We start from the raw sequence: 16,225 nt of genomic DNA, 5'->3' as shown, positions 1-16,225 counted from the left end.
AATTCAGGGATGGCGCGGGCTGGCGCCGAGGCGGGCAAGCACCTTGTTCGGAATGCCGTAGCGCTGGATGATGTCGCGGCCGTTGCGCAGGCCGCAGATCTCGCGGTGGATGAACATTGCCCAGACGGCTTGCGCGGCGGTATCGACCAGCTGCTCGTGTTCGATGCCGTGCTTGCCCTTGGCTTCGCCCTCCTGCAGCGCGGCAAGCGCCGCCTCAGCCTTCAGTCCGTTTTGACCGAGCGTGCTGGCGCGCTCCGACATGATCTCGTATTCGAGAATCCCGAGGCCGGTCGCAGCCATATGGGATGGATTGAAATTGCGCGGCGGGCGAACTGTCATCTCGGGCTCCGCATGCTGTGCTCTGTCCTGTCTGGGTTCTACACAATTCCAGTCCATTTCCCAAGCGAGACCATGTTGCTTGCGCCACCTTCATCCCGAGCGTCCGGATTCGGAAATGCCGGATTTCCCGTTCAGGCGTCTCTTTTCGGGTGGCTGGAGCCCGCCATTTGAGGTCCTATGCAACCATAAGCGCTCCATCGAGGCAATCTCGCCCGATGCCATAGCGCAATTCAAGGAAAGGATATCGGCATGACCAAAGCTCTGAAAAATGGACAGAAGCACTATGTCTATCGGATCGTGAACTCGCCCGTTGGCGCGCTGAAGCTCGTCGGCAGCGATGATGGGCTTGCCGCGATCCTCTGGGACAACGACCGGCCGGGTCGCGTACCGCTGTTGATTGTCGCGGAAGATGACAATCATCCGGTGCTCTTGGAAACCGAGCGTCAGCTGCGCGAATATTTCGCCGGCGAACGACAGGTTTTCGACCTGCCGCTCGATTTTGCCGGAACGGAGTTCCAGCAGAAGGTGTGGCAGGCGCTGCTCGCCATTCCTTTCGGCGAGACGCGCAGCTACCGCCAGATCGCCACCGAGATCGGCTCGGCAAAGGCGATCCGCGCCGTCGGCGCCGCCAATGGTCGCAATCCGATCTCGATCATCGCGCCCTGCCACCGTGTGGTGGGTTCGGCCGGCGATCTTAGGGGATTTGCCGGCGGTCTCGAGCGCAAGGCCTATCTGCTGCGGCTCGAAGGGGCGGATACCAAGACATTCGATTTCGCCGCCTGATCTTTCGACGATCATTCAGGCATATATCAAAAGGCCCATCCGGTTTCCCGGATGGGCCTTTTCTTTCGGTGCGTTGTTGAAGGCGTAAGGCCTATCTTAGCCTTCGAGCCACTTCACCTGCTCCGGCGTCAGCTTGATGTCGAGCGCCGAAAGGCTGTCTTCCAGCTCGGCGATCGTGCGCGGGCCGATCAGCGGTATCACAGGGAATGGCTGGGCGACGACATAGGCAAGCGCGATGTGGATCGGGTTGCGGCCAAGCTTCTGCGCCAGTTCGATCGCCCTGTCGCGGCGGCCGAAATTGCGGTCGGAATACCAGACACGAACCAGTTCCTCGTCGTCACGCTTGTCGCGGCCGGCGCGGTCGGTGAAGAAGCCGCGGCCCTGGCTCGACCAGGCGAAGTTCGGGATCTGCTTGGCGTTCAGCCAGCTCTTCCAATCGTCGTCCGAGGCGGCGATGCAGCCGGCCCAGATCGGGTCGAGCATTTCGGCGAGCGAGAAGTTGTTGGAAAGCGCAGCCGGAGCCGTCTTGCCGTTCTTCTCGGCGTAGGCGATTGCCTCGTCGAAGCGGGCGCGCGTCCAGTTCGAGCCGCCAAAGATGCCGCGAATGCGGCCGGCCTTCACCTCGGCATCCATGGCATCGACGAACTCGCCGACCGGAATGTCGGTGTTGTCGCGGTGCATGAAGTAGATGTCGACATAGTCGGTCTTCAGACGATTAAGGGACTGGTCGAGCTGCTTGGCGATCATGTCCGGGTAGCAAAGTGGCGAATGGGCGCCCTTGCCGATCAGCACGATCTCCTCACGCGGCACGTTGCGGCTGGTGTGCCAATCGCCGAAAATGCTCTCCGTCTTGCCGCCGCCATAGACATAGGCCGTGTCGAAGGCGTTGCCGCCGGCCTCATAGAAGGCGTCGAGCGTTAGCGAGGCGGCGGCGAAATTCGGGAAGAATTCGAAGCCGAGCGTGACGAGCGATGCGGGCTTGGAGATGCCGGGAATGCTGCGCTTCGGAATGCTGTTGCCCTTGATGACGGTGGCGCCGGCGATATTCTTCGTCCGCTTTGCCGCCTTTTCGACACCATATTCCAGGCCGATCGAGGCGCGCCATTGGTCGAGAACCCGGAGATTGCCGATCGAATCGGCCCAATTGATGCCGGGATAGGCGAATTCCTTTTGTCCGGCGCGGATGGCGTCGCCGGCGGCATCGACCTCGAAGGAATAGAGCCAGCGCTCTTCCTTGACCTCGATGGTCTGGGTTTCGCCGCCCTTGATGAGCTCAATCTTGCCGACGCCGCCCTTGTGGCCGGAGGCGAACCAGAAGTCGGCCACTTCGATACGGCCCTCGGAGCCGATGATGCGCAGCGTGTTGTCCTGGTTCGCCATGATCGAGCAGGACACTTCGGCGATGACGTTGTTCGGGAATTTCAGAACTGCGGAAGCCCATTCGTCAACGCCGGTCTGGCCGAGATGGCCGACACCTGAGACCTTGTCGGGATCGAGGAACGGCTTGCCATCGGCCGCACCGGCAATTAGGCGTGCCATCGAGACCGGATAGCCGCCGACATCGAGGATGCCGCCGCCGGCAGTCTCATTGGCAAACAGCCGGTGTTCCGGATTGACCTTGCCCATGTTGAAGCCGAAGGACGAGCGGATGATGCGCAGATCGCCGATCACGCCGCTCTTGATGAGTTCGATCAGCTTCGCCGTCTGCGGATGGACGCGATACATGAAGGCTTCGCCGGCAAAGATGCCGGCCTTCCTGGCTTCGTAATAGATGGCCTCTGCGTCGAAGGCCGAAAGCGCGATCGGCTTTTCGACGAGCACGTGCTTGCCGGCGCGGATCGCCTTGATTGCCCATTCGGCATGGCCGGTGTGCGGTGTGGCGATATAGACGGCGTCGATGTCCTTGTCGGCGAGCAGAGCCTCATAACCGTTGACGATACGGGCGCCGGGAAAACCGTCGCCAAGACCCGGCTTGTCCGGGTTGCGACTGGCGATCGCCACCAGCTTGCCGCTACGGGAATGAGCGACGCCCTCGGCAAAAGTCTGGGCGATCCTGCCAGGGCCGATAATGCCCCAGCGGATGGATGTATCTGTACTCATGGAACGATCCTTTCGTAAATCTGCATGCTGTCTTGGGAGTATGGGCAGTGCCTACCGCAATCGGTTGCCGGCACTGTCGAAGAGGAATGTCTTGGCCGCGGAGAGCGCGACGGTGAGCGTGTCGCGATTGCCCGTATTGCGGGACTCCTCGCGCTCGATAACGATCTGCTCACCGCTTTCGATATTGGCGTAGATGTAGCTGGTATTGCCGAGATGCTCGGCGACATCGACATCGACGATCAAGTCCACGTCGCCGCGCCCGGCCTCGAGGAAATGTTCTGGACGAACGCCGATCGTCACCTGTTGCCCGACCTCCACCTTTGCCGAGGTGATCGGCAATGTCAGGCGGACATTGCGCTGGCCCTTGAGTACGACGGCTATGCGGCCGGATTGATTGTCCGTGACCTCGGCTTGCAGGAAGTTCATCTTCGGGGAGCCGACGAATCCGGCTACGAACTGGTTGGCGGGATCGTCATAGAGGTCGAGCGGCGCGCCTACCTGCTCGATGTTGCCGCCGCGCAAGACGACGATCTTGTCGGCAAGCGTCATCGCTTCCGTCTGGTCGTGCGTGACATAGATCATCGTCGTGCCGAGCTTCTTGTGAAGGCGGGAGATTTCGACGCGCATCTGCACGCGCAGCTCGGCGTCGAGGTTGGAGAGCGGCTCGTCGAACAGGAAGATCTGCGGTTCGCGCACGATGGCGCGGCCGATGGCGACGCGCTGGCGCTGGCCGCCGGAGAGCTGCTTCGGCCGGCGCTGCATCAGCTCTGATATCTGCAGGATCTCGGCCGCCTGCTTGACGCGGCGGTCGGTGTCGGCCTTCGGGTTGCCGTTCATCCGCAGGCCGAAATTGAGGTTCTGCTCGACGGTCAGGTGCGGATAGAGCGCGTAGGACTGGAAGACCATGGCGATGCCGCGATCGGCCGGCTCCACGTCGTTGACCACACGGCCGCCGATCTTCAGTTCGCCGCCGGAAATATCCTCCAGCCCGGCGATCATGCGCAAGAGCGTGGACTTGCCGCACCCGGAGGGACCGACGAAGACGACGAATTCGCCGTCCTTCACATCGAGATTGGCGCCGTGGATGATTTCCAGAGAACCGTAGCGTTTGACGATATTGGTAAGGGACAGTTCAGCCATACGGGTCTCCCGGAATTATTTGATTGCGCCGGCGGCGATGCCGGCGATGAAGTGGCGCTGCAGGAGAACGAAGATGATGAGGATCGGCGCCGTCAGCATGACCGCACCGGCCATGATGCCACCCCAGGAGACCCTGGTAAGGCCGATCAGCGTTCCGAGCGCCACGGGCGCGGTCATCATTCCCGGCCGGGAGTTGATGAGCAGCGGCCAGAGGTAGTTGTTCCAGGAGGCCAGGAACAGGATGATGGCGAGCGCCGCCATGGTCGGCCGTGCGAGCGGCAGGGCGATGCGCAGGAAGATCTGCCATTCCTTGACGCCTTCGACGCGGGCCGCATCAAAGAGCTCGCCCGGCATCATCGAGAAGGCCTGGCGCATGAACAGTACGCCGAGCGAATTGAAGAGCGGCGGTACGATCAGCGCAACCCATGTGTTGGCGAGTCCGAAATCGCGCGCCACCATGATGAATTGCGGGATGATGACGACGGAGTAGGGCAGCGTGATTGTGCCGAGGATGATGCCGATGACACCGGATCGCCCGGCGAACTGGTAGCGCGCCAGCGCCCATCCGGCCATCGATGTCAGCATGACCGAGAGAAAGGTGTAGACGACGGCAACGACGATGGAGATCGTCATGGCGCCGATGAAGTTGGTGTCCGCCTGCAGGTTACGGACGTTGTCCATGAAACCTGTCGACGGCGCCAGGATGATGCCGGGGCTGAAAATGCCGTAGTCGGGCATGGTCGAGAAGACGAACATCATCCAGAGCGGAAACAGCCAGATGATGGCGAGTGGCACCAGCAGGCCGTGCAAGGCAAGGGAGCGGATCAGATTGGATTTGGACTTCGATTTCATTTCGGTTCGCGCCCCACCCAGAGATTGAGAAGAGAAATGGCCACCGCAAGCGCCGCCATCGTGTAGGCGATCGCCGAGGCATAGCCGAAGTTGGTCGACTGGAAGGCCTGGCGATAGAGCAGCAGTCCGAGCGTCTCCGTACCGCCGCCGGGACCGCCTCTGTTGGTGATCAGATATGGCTCGGTGAAGAGCTGCATGGTGCCGATGACGGAAAGGACCACGCAGAACAGAATGATCGGCTTCAACAGCGGCAGGGTGATATGGATGAACTGCTGGAAGCGGCTGACGCGGTCGAGGGTCGCAGCCTCGTAGACATCCTCGGGGATCGATTGCAGCCCGGACAGGATGATGATGGCGTTATAACCCGCCCAGCGCCAGGTGACGGCGATGATGATGAGCACCATTGCGGCATGCGATTCCGCGAACCACGACACCGGTGCAAAGCCGACCGCGCCGATCAGCTTGTTGATGATGCCGAAATCGACGTTGAACATCAGGCGGAAGACCGCGGCATAGGCCACTTCTCCGACGACGACGGGCGCGAAGAAGGCAAAGCGAAAAATGCCACGGGCCTTCAACAGCGGTGAATTCAGCAGCACTGCCATGACCGTCGCGAGCGTGATCATGACGGGTACCTGGACGATCAGGATGATCAGCGTGTTTTGAAGCGCATTGTAGAAGGCCGGGTCGCCGAACAGGCGCCCCCAATTCAGCGACAGATTGAAGGTCCACGGATTAACCCGGGTGTTCTGGAACGAAATCAGGAACGAATCGATGATCGGCCAGACCCAGAAAGCGGCGAACACCAGAAGATAGGGTGCAAGGAACGCATAGGCGCTCCGGTTTCGCAACCGCATGAAAGCCTTCTCCTTTATGCGCAGGGAAATGATGCGTGACGTCGCATCCCCGCCGCCCTAGAGCGTGACGCCGAAAAGTGTAGGCGGTTTTCGGACGACGTCACGCTCTACTTCTTTGATTCTAGAGCGGATTCAGATTTAGGTCGAACAGACCTAAAATCATCCGGCTCTAGGGCGGCGGAGATGCCGGGCGCGGCTTGGGAAGCACGCCCGGCAGTATCACTCATTTCGCAAGCGGCAGACCCGTCGCCGAGGCGATCTGCTGGGCTGCATCGTCGAGCGCAGCCTTGCCGTTTGGATAGCCACCGGCGAGGTATTTCGTCTGTACGGCCTTGATGACTTCATCGGCGTCGCTGAAATACTGGGTGCCGGGGTTCGGACGGATCTTCGGCAGGGTGGCGAGGATATCGGTCCAGATCTTTTGCCCGCCCCAGTAGGGCTGCGGCTGGTTGACGAAGGGATCTTGAACCGCGGTCAGCAGCGACGGCACGAGCCCGAACGACTTCAGCATCGTCACCTGGCCCTCATTGGTGCCAAGCGTGTAGTCAAGGAACTTCCAGGCTGCTTCCTTGTTCTTGGAGCCGTTGGCGATTGCGAGTGACGAACCGCCGAGATTGGCTGCGTGCGGGCCGTCGGCCGTCATGCTCGGCATCGGATAGACGCCCCATTTGCCGGCCAGATCCGGCGAGGTGGAGCGGATGGTGCCTTCGTACCAGCCGCCATAAAGCTGCGATGCCACCTTGCCGGCGGTGTTCGACTGGATTTTCTCGTTCCAGTTGGCGGCGGTCAGCAGGCCGGCATCCTTGATCTCCTTCACCTTATCCAGCGCCTTGACGCAGGCAGGCTGGTTGACGGTGATGCTCTGGCTGTCATCCGAGAAATAGCCGCAGCCCTGTTCATTGGCGAGCATGCGGAACCATTCGGTGTCGCCGTTGAGATCGGCCTGCGCCATGACGACGCCAGGATTGGCGGCGGAAATCTTCTTGCCGGCGGCAATGAAATCGTCCCAGGTCTTGATCGTTGCGGGATCGACGCCGGCCTTTTCATAGATGTCGCGGCGATAGAACATGGTGACCGGGCCGGAATCCCAGGGCATGGCATAGGCGGCGTCACCCACTTCGAGCTCGGCGCGCTTGAAATCCGGGAACTGTTTCTTCAGGTCGTTGTTGTAGCCGAGCTTCGTCAGGTCGGTCAGGCAGTCGGGAAAGCGGTTCCAGAAGATCGAAGCCTTGTGGTTTTCGATCGACATGACGTCGGGCAGGCCGTCGCCGCCGGCGGCGCAGGCGGCCAGCATCTTGTCGAAGACCTGCGGATTGCCGATGTCCTGCACATCGACCTTGATATCGGGATATTTCTTATTGAACCCCTCGACCGTGGATTTCAGCGCCGATGCGGCGATGTTCCAGCTCCAGACTGTGATGGTCGTTTGTTCCGCATAGGCAGAACCAGAAGCGAGCAAGGCGGCAAGCGCCGTCGCCCCAGCAAGTTTTAAACGCATTGAAAATCCTCCCTTTTCAATTGCTGTCCTCAAGAGAACACGCTTAAACTAGCTGTCGGTACGCTTCTGTCTCCTAAAAAAGGAACATTGACTTGGCGAAAAGTAAGGTAGGTCAACGAGCGGTTTATCAGCCGGGTGCGAGCAGCGTCGAAGGGCTCCCAAATGTCCTGCAGATGTTTCATAACCACCCGTTGCCGATGGCAAAGCCGCATTGGCACGCGCAGGTGGAAGTCAACTACATCGTCCGCGGCACTGTGCATTACCGTATCGGCGATCACGAGCTTACTTTGAGAGCGGGCGAGATCTGCCTTTTCTGGGGAGGCCAGCCGCATCTGTTGGACGAGCTGTCGGAGGATGCGATCTATGCGGGCGCGCATCTGCCGCTGGTGCATTTTTTCCGTCTGCACCTGCCGCTCGATATCTCAGGCCGCCTCATTCGCGGACAGGCGTTGATAAGCTCGGCAACGGATGCCGCCGATGACGAGAATTTCGCCAGATGGCACCGCTATGTCATGTCCGATGACGGCGCCAAGGCGGAACATGCGGTCGCGGAACTTCTCCTGCGCCTGGAGCGCATCGCCTTCGAGCCCTATCGCATGGTGCCCGAGAAGCAGCAAAACCTGAGCAACGAGCAGGTACATCCGCAATCCTCGCGCAGCCTGGCGCGGATGTGCGATTTCATCGCCGAGAATTTTCTGCATGACATCGATACCGTCGACATCGCCAAGGCGGCGCATCTCCATCCAAAATACGCCATGAACCTCTTCAAGAAATCGACCGGCATGACGCTTGCCAAATATGTGAACCTGCTGCGTCTGTCGCGCGCCCAGGCGATGCTGATGCGCGACGGCGCCAATGTGTTGCAAGTTGCCATGGACAGCGGCTTCGGCTCGATCAGCGCCTTCAACAAATCCTTCCGCCATATCGCCGGCATGACGCCCTCCGATTTCCGTCGCGACATGCGCGTCCTTTCCGCGATGAACGTCGAGGCCATCAAGCCATCGATGCCGCGCCTGCCCCAGCAATATCATCGCTAGGGAGACTTGCAGTTACGGGCGATCTCGCGCATTGCTCCTGACCGGTTGAGGGAGGAGAATCTCATGCGGCAGTTTTCGGCTTGTATCGAGTGGTTGTTTGCGCGCGACGGCGACGTCTTCGCCGATCGTATCCGGCTGGCGCACGAGGCGGGGCTGAATGCGGTCGAGTTCTGGCACTGGACGGACAAGGATCTCGATGCGATCGCCGCCGCCGTTGCGGAGACCGGCATTGCGGTTTCGGGCATGGTGGCTGAACCGATGATCGCGCTCACGAATCCGGCAAACAAAGAGGCGTGGCTGCGGGGCCTGCGAGACTCCGTAGCCGTAGCCCAGCGCCTTGGCGCAAGAGTTCTCATCGCGCAGGCGGGCGATGACCTGCCGGGCTATTCCCGTGTCGAGCAGCGGGCGGCCATCGCCGCCGCCCTCCGCGCTGGCGCCGACATTCTTGCAGGGTCCGGCATCCGGCTGGGCCTCGAGCCGCTGAACACGACGATCGACCATGTTGGCTACTATCTGTCTTCGACGGCGGAAGGGCTCGATATCGTCGATGAGGTCGGCCGCCCGGAAATCGGCATCGTCTACGACCTCTATCATTCGGCCGTCATGGGGGAAGATACGCGGGAGGTCATCGGCAACCGGATCGACCGGGTCGTGCATCTCCATGTCGCCGATCATCCCGGCCGCAGCGACCCCGGCAGCGGCCGCATCGATCTGGCGGAACGGCTGGATTGGCTATACACGCAAGGCTATCGCGGCAGGATCGGCCTGGAATACAAACCGGGGACCAGCGATGCCGCAGCCGTTCGCGCGGTCGTAAAATCGCTCGGCGGCTAAGGCATCCTTGTGAGCGGGCAGCGAGAAGCTACACCGGCTCCAACATGCCGAAGACGGCAACCAGCCCGATGACGACAATGCCGATGACGATCTCGGCGATGCTTCCAAGCCGAAGAGCTAGCAGCGCGCGCTCCGGTTTGCGACCGATCCAGGGAACGAAGACGTAGCGGTTGACGATGGCGAGCACGGCCATGATGGCGACCAGCGCGATCTTGATGGCGAGCAGCATCTGATAGGGCGAAGACCAGTCCGTCGGCAGCCGTTTCAGGATCAGCAGCGTATTGACAATGCCGGAGAGGATGACGAGCGCGACCGCAACGTGGCCGGCATTCGAGAAGCGGCGAAGCGCGATCCGTGCTTCCGCCCTGCATTCCGGACGGCCGAGAAGCCTGAGAATAGGGATCAGCGGCAGCAACGCCCCCAGCCAGCCGCCGCCGGTTAGCACATGCAGGATATCGTTGGCCCGATGCGCCTGCCGCATCCAGCCTTCCAGCATCGAGGCGTGTCCCGTCAAGGAAAGCGAGGCGAGCCCAAGGCCCGCCCCCAGGGCCAGTCCATAACGGCGCTTGCCTTCCGGCAACAGGAAGGCGCCGACCATCACCATGGCCGCAAATGCCTGTGCCTGCCAGGCGACGCCGACCGTAGTCTCGAAGAGCACATCATGGACCATGCCGGCATCGAGCGCATCGCTCCACCCGTTGCCGATATTGGCGGTCATGATCGGCAGGGCCGCCAACGCCGTCAGGGCTGCAATCACGGCAGCGATGAAAAACGGCCTTGCCGACATGCGCCACACGCTGTCGGCCAGCGCTTTCGGCACAAAAAGGGCGAGATAGGCGCAGGCACCCCATAGAAGCATCAGGGACGCATCATGCAGGAAGCGGCAGAGTTGAAGCGCTGTCGTCGTATCCATCAGGACTTCACGATAAATTCATAGGCGTCATGGGTGCGACGTTCCGGTTTGGAGCGGTGTCATTTGCGCTGGCAATCCGGCAGCTCTCGTGCCGAAGCGGCCTGACATCGCGCCTTTCAGGGGTTGAACGGCAGGAATTTCTCGCGCCATCGTGGTTAGCGCGATAAGATTGCGGATACGCACTGTCAACTTTCTCCATGCATAAAGGCGCCGTTCGGGACGCTTTGCCGCAAGGCGAGCCGGTGCCGCAGGCCTAGACCCGCTACCGGAACCGTCATCGGCGATGATTTCCGCCTCTCTGGCAAAGAATCGTCGCTTTTGAGTCCTTTTTGCAGACACGGTTAAGGCGTTCCGGGGCGTGCGCTCGAAAGGCAGTTTCATGGCGGCATCTAGGATACGCGAAAAAATGACGAATGGCTCTGGTCATCGTCGGCGCCGCGAGTGGCTCGAACGTCTCGACGTGCCCACTTATGTCATTGGCGATGTCCATGGCCGCTACGATCTCTTGAGTGCGCTGGAGCGCAAGATCGTTGCCGACGCGGCGGGACTTCCCGGCCGAAAGCTCATCGTCATGCTGGGGGATTTCATCGATCGCGGACCGGCGTCCGCACAGGTCGTCGGCCGCCTGATGGCGCCACCGCCCAGCGGCTTCGATCGCATCTGCCTCACCGGCAATCATGAGATGGCGATGCTTTCCTATGTCGATGGCGAGATATCGCTTGAGGATTGGGTGGCGCTCGGCGGCGACGCGACGCTTGCCTCCTATGGCGTGGATATCCTTCAGTTGCAGCAGCAATATCCCAAGCAGAAAAAGCTCGACACGTTTATCCGAACCTGGCTGCCCGACGACCACGTCAACTTCCTGCGCCGTTTGCCGATCCTGCTGGACACGCCGAAGGCGCTGTTCGTCCATGCGGGTATCGATCCCGACCGGCCGATTTCCGAGCAGCAGGACGATGATCTCGTCTTCATCCGCTCGCGCTTCTACGACAGCGCCCAGCCGCTGCCGAAGCTGATCGTGCATGGACATACGCCGATCCGGCAAGCCGAAGTCAATGGCCTGAGGCTCAATCTCGATACCGGCGCTTTTCACACCGGCCGATTGAGCGCGGCCCGGCTGTGGCAGGGCCGCGTTCACATCACGTCTACTTGATAGTCGGCTATAGATTGCCGATGCAGAGATATTTCATCTCCAGATAGTCGTCGGCGCCGTGGCGCGAGCCTTCGCGGCCGAGGCCGGATTGCTTGATGCCGCCGAACGGCGCCGTCTCCGACGACATCAGGCCGGTATTGATGCCGACCATGCCGTATTCCAGCGCTTCGGCAACGCGCCAGACCTTCTTGAGATCGCCGGCGAAGAAATAGGCGGCGAGGCCGAATTCGGTATCGTTTGCCTGCGCGATCACATCCTCGGCGCTCTCGAAGCGGAAGAGCGGCGCGACTGGCCCGAACGTCTCTTCGCGCGCAACCTTCATGCTCCGGTCGACGCCCGTCAGGATGGTTGGCGCGAAGAAGGTGCCTGCACCCTCGATGCGCTTGCCGCCGACGACGATGCGGGCACCCTTCGAGACGGCATCCTGAACATGGTCTTCAGCCTTGGCGACACCCTGTTCGTCGATTAGCGGCCCAACCGATACCCCCGGCTTGAAGCCATCGCCGACGGAGAGTTCGTTTACCTTGGCCGCAAGCTTGGCGGCAAAGGCGTCATAGACATTGGACTGCACGTAAATGCGGTTGGCGCAGACGCAGGTCTGGCCGGCATTGCGGTATTTCGAAGCCATGGCCCCTTCGACGGCGGCATCGAGATCGGCGTCGTCGAAAACGATAAAGGGCGCATTGCCGCCGAGTTCGAGGCTGACCTTCTTGATCTGGTCGGCGCACTGGCGCATCAGGATGCGCCCGACTTCGGTCGAGCCGGTGAAGCTGATCTTGCGAACCTTCGGATTGCCGCAGAGCTCACGGCCGATCGCCGGGCCGTCGATGCCGACGATGATGTTGAGCACGCCGGCCGGAATGCCCGCCTCCTCGGCAAGCACGGCAAGCGCGATCGCCGTCAGCGGCGTCTGCTCGGCGGGCTTCGAGACAACCGTGCAGCCGACGGCAAGCGCCGGCGCGATCTTGCGGGCGATCATCGCTGCCGGGAAGTTCCAGGGCGTGATCGTGCCGACGACGCCGACCGGCTGCTTGATGACGACCATGCGCTTGTCGTTGGACGGCGCGGGTATAGTTTCGCCGTAAATGCGCTTGGCCTCTTCCGCATACCATTCGACATAGGAGGCGGCATAGAGGATCTCGCCTCTCGCTTCCGGCAGCGGCTTGCCCATTTCCGCCGTCAGGATCGCGGCCAGCTCGTCGGCATTGGCGACCATGAGGTCGAACCATTTGCGTAAGGTTGCGGCCCGCTCCTTGGCCGGGCGGGCAGCCCAGGCAACCTGGGCGATATAGGCGGCATCGATGGCAGCCGTCGTCTCGGCGGCGCCCATATCGGGAAGCGTCGCGAGCACTTCGCCGGTGGCCGGATTGATGACATCGAATGTCTTCGTTGCCCCGCCCGCCGTCCAGACGCCATTGATATAGCCGGCGGCGCGCAGGAAACGCGACGAGAAGGGGACATGCTTGGTCATTGCTGTTGTAAAGGACATGCTATGCACTCCGACAGGTTTCGCCCGGCAGGCCGCACGGGCGGATAAGGGAAATGGGTGGGTCGCGTCCGTTAGCGGGAGGCGCTTGCCTCCAGCAGCGATGCCTCGAGAATGTCGAGCGCCTCGCTGAACACGCCGTCCTGAATGGTGATCGGCGACAGGAAGCGGATGACATTGCCGTGGACGCCGCAGGTGAGCAGGATCAGTCCCTTGTCGAGCGCGATCAGCCGCACCTTGTTGGCGAAGTCGGCACTCGGCAGCTTGGTCGTCGCATCGTTGAACTCCGCGGCGTTCATAAAGCCGGGGCCGCGGATGTCGGCGATTTCAGGCACCTTGTCGCGCAGCGATTCCAGCCGCTGTTTCAGCCGCGAGCCGAGCTGGTTGGCGCGGTCGCACAGGCCCTCGTCGGCGATGATGTCGAGCACGGCATGGGCGGCGGCAATGCCAAGCGGATTGCCGCCATAGGTGCCGCCGAGGCCGCCCGGTCCCGGCGCGTCCATCACCTCGGCCCGGCCCGTGACGGCGGCAAGCGGGAAGCCGCCGGCAAGGCTCTTCGCCATGGTGACGAGATCGGCCGCCACTTCATGATGATCCATCGCGAACATCTTGCCGGTGCGCGCAAAGCCGGTCTGCACTTCGTCGGCAATCAGGAGAATGCCGTGCTGGTCGCAGATCTCGCGCAACGCCTTCATGAAGGCCGCTGGCGCCGGATAGAAGCCGCCTTCACCCTGCACGGGTTCGAGAATGATGGCCGCCACGCGCTGTGGATCGACATCGGCGGCAAAGAGCTTCTTCAGCGTTGCCAGCGACTGTTCGACGCTGACACCATGCAGCGGCACGGGGAAGGGCGCATGGAAGACATCGCCCGGCATCGGGCCGAAACCGATCTTGTAGGGCGCGACCTTGCCGGTCAGCGCCATGCCCATGAAGGTGCGGCCGTGAAAGCCGCCGCCAAAGGCGATGATGGCGGAGCGACCGGTGGCGGCGCGAGCGATCTTGACGGCATTCTCGACCGCTTCGGCGCCCGTCGTCACGAAGATCGTCTTCTTGGCGAAATCGCCGGGGACGATCGCATTCAGCCGTTCGGCGAGATGCACATAGCTTTCATAGGGCACCACCTGATGGCAGGTATGGGTGAAGCGGTCGAGCTGTTCCTTGACGGCGGCAATGACGCGCGGATGGCGGTGGCCGGTATTCACCACGGCGATGCCGGAGGCGAAGTCGATATAGCGATGCCCTTCCTTGTCCCAGATCTCGGCGTTTTCGGCGCGATCGGCATAGATCTGCGTCGTCATGCCGACGCCGCGGGAAATGGCGGCGTTCTTCCGCTCGGTCAGGGTCATTGCAGTGCCTCCCACAAGATAGTTTCGAATTATCTTGCAGAAGTTCTGCAAGTTATTTACAAAACTCCTACATTTTTCCTGCAAGATTTCAAGCGCGATTTTGTGCGGGTGACAAGAATACGCCGAAGGGATCACATGCGGCCGCGCGCATCTTTTAGGACGCGCTATGGCGCTCTATCCATGCTAGACGGATCGAAAGACAAGATAATCAGGATCATTGGCAAATGAGCAGCATCGAACCGGAGCGCTATCCAGTGCGCTACAAGGTGGCGGAAGCGGCGCGTCTTGCCGGCGTATCGGCCTCCACCCTGCGGCTATGGGAAAGCCAAGGCCTGGTCGTACCCTCCCGCTCCGAAACCGGGCACCGGCAGTACAGCGCCGAGGATGTGGCGCGGTTGAAGCGCATTTCCTGGTTCCGAGCCGAGCGCGGCCTCAATCCGGCAGCAATTCGCGAGGCACTCGAGACGGAGGAGGGCGCCGCCGGCGGCCCGGAGAATGGCGAACAATCGGCATCCTCGGATATCGGCCGCAGGCTGCGGTCGCTGCGCCATGCCGCCGGCAAGACGTTGGAACAGGTCGCCGCCGATATGGGCATGACGTCCTCGACGCTCTCGACCTTGGAGCGGACGTCGCAGGGCGTCAGCTTCAAGACCCTGCATGATCTCGCCGATTATTACGGGACGACGGTGTCGCGCCTGTCGGGCGAGGAGCGCGAGGATGTTCCGGCCCTGATCCGATCCGGCGAATGGCGCGCCTGGCCGGCGACGACACCAGGCGTCACCGTCCAACTTCTCGCAGAGGGAAGGACGATGATGGATTGCCATCGCTTCGTGCTCGCACCTGGTGCCGCAAGCGAAGGCGCCTATCGTCACGAAGGCGAGGAGTTCATCCATGTCCTTGTCGGACGCCTGGAACTGGTGCTCGACAGCGACCAGTTCTTCGATCTTCTGCCCGGCGATTCCCTTTATTTCGAGAGCCGCCGCTATCATTCCTGGCGCAACCGCCACGATGGCGAAACCATATTGCTCTGGATCAACACGCCGCCGACATTTTGAGCGGCGTTGGCATGGTTATCCGGTATCGTCATCGCCCCGTCTGTTCTATAGAACGGACGAAAATTGAATTCAAAGGACAAAGCCGGGAGAATCTCATGGCTGCCACCATCCGCTACCACGAAGGCGATATCTCCGACGCCGATGCCGCCCGTTACACCGGCGCCATAGCCATCGACACGGAAACCCTCGGCCTCGTTCCGCGCCGCGATCGGCTTTGCCTCGTGCAGCTTTCGCCGGGCGACGGCACCGCTGACGTCATCCGCATCGCCGCCGGCCAGAAGCAGGCGCCCAATCTCGTCGCCATGCTCGCCGATCCCACGCACCAGAAGATCTTTCATTATGGCCGCTTTGACATCGCTGTCCTGTTCCATACCTTCGGTGTCACCACCACGCCGGTCTTCTGCACCAAGATCGCCTCGCGCCTCTGCCGCACCTACACCGACCGCCATGGCCTGAAGGATAATCTCAAGGAGATGCTCGACGTCGATATTTCCAAGGCGCAGCAGTCGTCCGACTGGGCCGCGGAAACGCTCTCGCCAGCGCAGCTTGAATATGCCGCCTCCGACGTGCTCCATCTCCACGCGCTGCGTGACAAGCTGACGCAACGCCTGTTGCGCGACGGCCGCATGGATTATGCGGATGATTGCTTTGCCTTCCTGCCGACGCGAGCCAAGCTCGATCTTCTCGGCTGGGAAGAGGCGGATATCTTCGCGCATAGCTGATTGCCACCGGCGAGGGGCGAAATCCAAAGGCCGGTGCCGCGGACATGGCATCGGCCTTTTCATTTTAGCGATCTGTTAAGGACTAGACTGCTATTTTGCGGATGATTTCC

15 protein-coding genes are annotated in these 16,225 nt (G+C 61.4%); 6 read left to right on the top strand and 9 right to left on the bottom strand.

What is annotated here, in order from left to right; translation table 11 throughout:
• Window positions 1-3: 3 nt before the first annotated feature.
• Window positions 4-339, bottom strand: a complete 336-nt coding sequence (locus ACIQWP_RS29575; RefSeq protein WP_402795450.1) for a DUF6665 family protein — start codon at window positions 337-339, stop codon at window positions 4-6.
• A 249-nt stretch (window positions 340-588) separates the two neighbouring features.
• Here ACIQWP_RS29575 and ACIQWP_RS29570 point away from each other — a divergent pair, with 249 nt between their 5' ends.
• Window positions 589-1,122 (top strand): methylated-DNA--[protein]-cysteine S-methyltransferase, encoded by a 534-nt coding sequence (locus ACIQWP_RS29570; RefSeq protein ID WP_402795447.1) that lies wholly within the window; start codon window positions 589-591, stop codon window positions 1,120-1,122.
• A 96-nt stretch (window positions 1,123-1,218) separates the two neighbouring features.
• On the opposite strand, the gene ACIQWP_RS29565 is transcribed toward ACIQWP_RS29570, so the two are convergent.
• From ACIQWP_RS29565 to ACIQWP_RS29545, 5 genes are all read right to left on the bottom strand, one after another.
• Window positions 1,219-3,222 carry an aldo/keto reductase gene (locus ACIQWP_RS29565; RefSeq protein ID WP_402795444.1) on the bottom strand — a complete coding sequence of 668 codons (2,004 nt, stop codon included), beginning with the start codon at window positions 3,220-3,222 and terminating at the stop codon, window positions 1,219-1,221.
• A 51-nt stretch (window positions 3,223-3,273) separates the two neighbouring features.
• Window positions 3,274-4,362 (bottom strand): ABC transporter ATP-binding protein, encoded by a 1,089-nt coding sequence (locus ACIQWP_RS29560; protein WP_402795441.1) that lies wholly within the window; start codon window positions 4,360-4,362, stop codon window positions 3,274-3,276.
• 15 nt (window positions 4,363-4,377) lie between these two features.
• On the bottom strand, window positions 4,378-5,214 hold the full coding sequence (locus ACIQWP_RS29555; RefSeq protein ID WP_402795438.1) for a carbohydrate ABC transporter permease: 837 nt from the start codon (window positions 5,212-5,214) through the stop codon (window positions 4,378-4,380).
• Entirely contained in the window at window positions 5,211-6,071 is an 861-nt protein-coding gene (locus ACIQWP_RS29550; protein WP_402795435.1) for a carbohydrate ABC transporter permease, read from the bottom strand. The genes ACIQWP_RS29555 and ACIQWP_RS29550 overlap by 4 nt, the downstream gene beginning before the upstream one ends.
• A 223-nt stretch (window positions 6,072-6,294) precedes the next feature.
• On the bottom strand, window positions 6,295-7,569 hold the full coding sequence (locus ACIQWP_RS29545) for an ABC transporter substrate-binding protein (protein WP_402795432.1): 1,275 nt from the start codon (window positions 7,567-7,569) through the stop codon (window positions 6,295-6,297).
• Between the two features lie 86 nt (window positions 7,570-7,655).
• Between ACIQWP_RS29545 and ACIQWP_RS29540 the strand changes: the two genes are divergently transcribed.
• Both ACIQWP_RS29540 and ACIQWP_RS29535 read left to right on the top strand, forming a co-directional pair.
• Entirely contained in the window at window positions 7,656-8,606 is a 951-nt protein-coding gene (locus ACIQWP_RS29540; protein ID WP_402795515.1) for a helix-turn-helix domain-containing protein, read from the top strand.
• 63 nt (window positions 8,607-8,669) lie between these two features.
• Window positions 8,670-9,440, top strand: a complete 771-nt coding sequence (locus ACIQWP_RS29535) for a TIM barrel protein (protein WP_402795430.1) — start codon at window positions 8,670-8,672, stop codon at window positions 9,438-9,440.
• A 28-nt stretch (window positions 9,441-9,468) separates the two neighbouring features.
• Here ACIQWP_RS29535 and copD read toward each other — a convergent pair whose 3' ends face one another.
• Window positions 9,469-10,353, bottom strand: coding sequence for a copper homeostasis membrane protein CopD (gene copD / locus ACIQWP_RS29530; RefSeq protein ID WP_402795428.1), 885 nt, complete (start codon window positions 10,351-10,353; stop codon window positions 9,469-9,471).
• A 379-nt stretch (window positions 10,354-10,732) separates the two neighbouring features.
• Between copD and ACIQWP_RS29525 the strand changes: the two genes are divergently transcribed.
• Window positions 10,733-11,506, top strand: a complete 774-nt coding sequence (locus ACIQWP_RS29525; RefSeq protein WP_402795425.1) for a metallophosphoesterase — start codon at window positions 10,733-10,735, stop codon at window positions 11,504-11,506.
• Window positions 11,507-11,513: 7 nt separating this feature from the next.
• On the opposite strand, the gene ACIQWP_RS29520 is transcribed toward ACIQWP_RS29525, so the two are convergent.
• Both ACIQWP_RS29520 and ACIQWP_RS29515 read right to left on the bottom strand, forming a co-directional pair.
• Window positions 11,514-12,995 carry an NAD-dependent succinate-semialdehyde dehydrogenase gene (locus tag ACIQWP_RS29520; RefSeq protein WP_402795422.1) on the bottom strand — a complete coding sequence of 494 codons (1,482 nt, stop codon included), beginning with the start codon at window positions 12,993-12,995 and terminating at the stop codon, window positions 11,514-11,516.
• A 71-nt stretch (window positions 12,996-13,066) separates the two neighbouring features.
• Window positions 13,067-14,338 carry a 4-aminobutyrate--2-oxoglutarate transaminase gene (locus ACIQWP_RS29515; RefSeq protein ID WP_402795419.1) on the bottom strand — a complete coding sequence of 424 codons (1,272 nt, stop codon included), beginning with the start codon at window positions 14,336-14,338 and terminating at the stop codon, window positions 13,067-13,069.
• Window positions 14,339-14,562: 224 nt separating this feature from the next.
• Between ACIQWP_RS29515 and ACIQWP_RS29510 the strand changes: the two genes are divergently transcribed.
• Window positions 14,563-15,393 (top strand): MerR family transcriptional regulator, encoded by an 831-nt coding sequence (locus tag ACIQWP_RS29510; protein ID WP_402795416.1) that lies wholly within the window; start codon window positions 14,563-14,565, stop codon window positions 15,391-15,393.
• A gap of 95 nt (window positions 15,394-15,488) precedes the next feature.
• Entirely contained in the window at window positions 15,489-16,115 is a 627-nt protein-coding gene (locus ACIQWP_RS29505; protein ID WP_402795413.1) for a ribonuclease D, read from the top strand.
• Window positions 16,116-16,225: the final 110 nt, after the last annotated feature.

It is taken from the genome of Rhizobium sp. NPDC090279, assembly GCF_044769665.1.
GTDB lineage: Bacteria > Pseudomonadota > Alphaproteobacteria > Rhizobiales > Rhizobiaceae > Rhizobium.
The sequence above is the reverse complement of the archived record's forward strand: the minus strand, read 5'-3'. Positions and strand labels throughout refer to the sequence as shown.

Excerpts from the sequence above, each read along its gene's own strand:
- ACIQWP_RS29520 (WP_402795422.1), bottom strand. The coding sequence starts at position 12,995 with ATGTCCTTTACAACAGCAATGACCAAGCATGTCCCCTTCTCGTCGCGT.
- ACIQWP_RS29535 (WP_402795430.1), top strand. The coding sequence starts at position 8,670 with ATGCGGCAGTTTTCGGCTTGTATCGAGTGGTTGTTTGCGCGCGACGGC.
- ACIQWP_RS29560 (WP_402795441.1), bottom strand. The coding sequence starts at position 4,362 with ATGGCTGAACTGTCCCTTACCAATATCGTCAAACGCTACGGTTCTCTG.
- ACIQWP_RS29505 (WP_402795413.1), top strand. The coding sequence starts at position 15,489 with ATGGCTGCCACCATCCGCTACCACGAAGGCGATATCTCCGACGCCGAT.
- ACIQWP_RS29545 (WP_402795432.1), bottom strand. The coding sequence starts at position 7,569 with ATGCGTTTAAAACTTGCTGGGGCGACGGCGCTTGCCGCCTTGCTCGCT.
- ACIQWP_RS29570 (WP_402795447.1), top strand. The coding sequence starts at position 589 with ATGACCAAAGCTCTGAAAAATGGACAGAAGCACTATGTCTATCGGATC.
- ACIQWP_RS29575 (WP_402795450.1), bottom strand. The coding sequence starts at position 339 with ATGACAGTTCGCCCGCCGCGCAATTTCAATCCATCCCATATGGCTGCG.
- ACIQWP_RS29565 (WP_402795444.1), bottom strand. The coding sequence starts at position 3,222 with ATGAGTACAGATACATCCATCCGCTGGGGCATTATCGGCCCTGGCAGG.
- ACIQWP_RS29525 (WP_402795425.1), top strand. The coding sequence starts at position 10,733 with ATGGCGGCATCTAGGATACGCGAAAAAATGACGAATGGCTCTGGTCAT.
- copD (WP_402795428.1), bottom strand. The coding sequence starts at position 10,353 with ATGGATACGACGACAGCGCTTCAACTCTGCCGCTTCCTGCATGATGCG.
- ACIQWP_RS29510 (WP_402795416.1), top strand. The coding sequence starts at position 14,563 with ATGAGCAGCATCGAACCGGAGCGCTATCCAGTGCGCTACAAGGTGGCG.
- ACIQWP_RS29550 (WP_402795435.1), bottom strand. The coding sequence starts at position 6,071 with ATGCGGTTGCGAAACCGGAGCGCCTATGCGTTCCTTGCACCCTATCTT.
- ACIQWP_RS29515 (WP_402795419.1), bottom strand. The coding sequence starts at position 14,338 with ATGACCCTGACCGAGCGGAAGAACGCCGCCATTTCCCGCGGCGTCGGC.
- ACIQWP_RS29555 (WP_402795438.1), bottom strand. The coding sequence starts at position 5,214 with ATGAAATCGAAGTCCAAATCCAATCTGATCCGCTCCCTTGCCTTGCAC.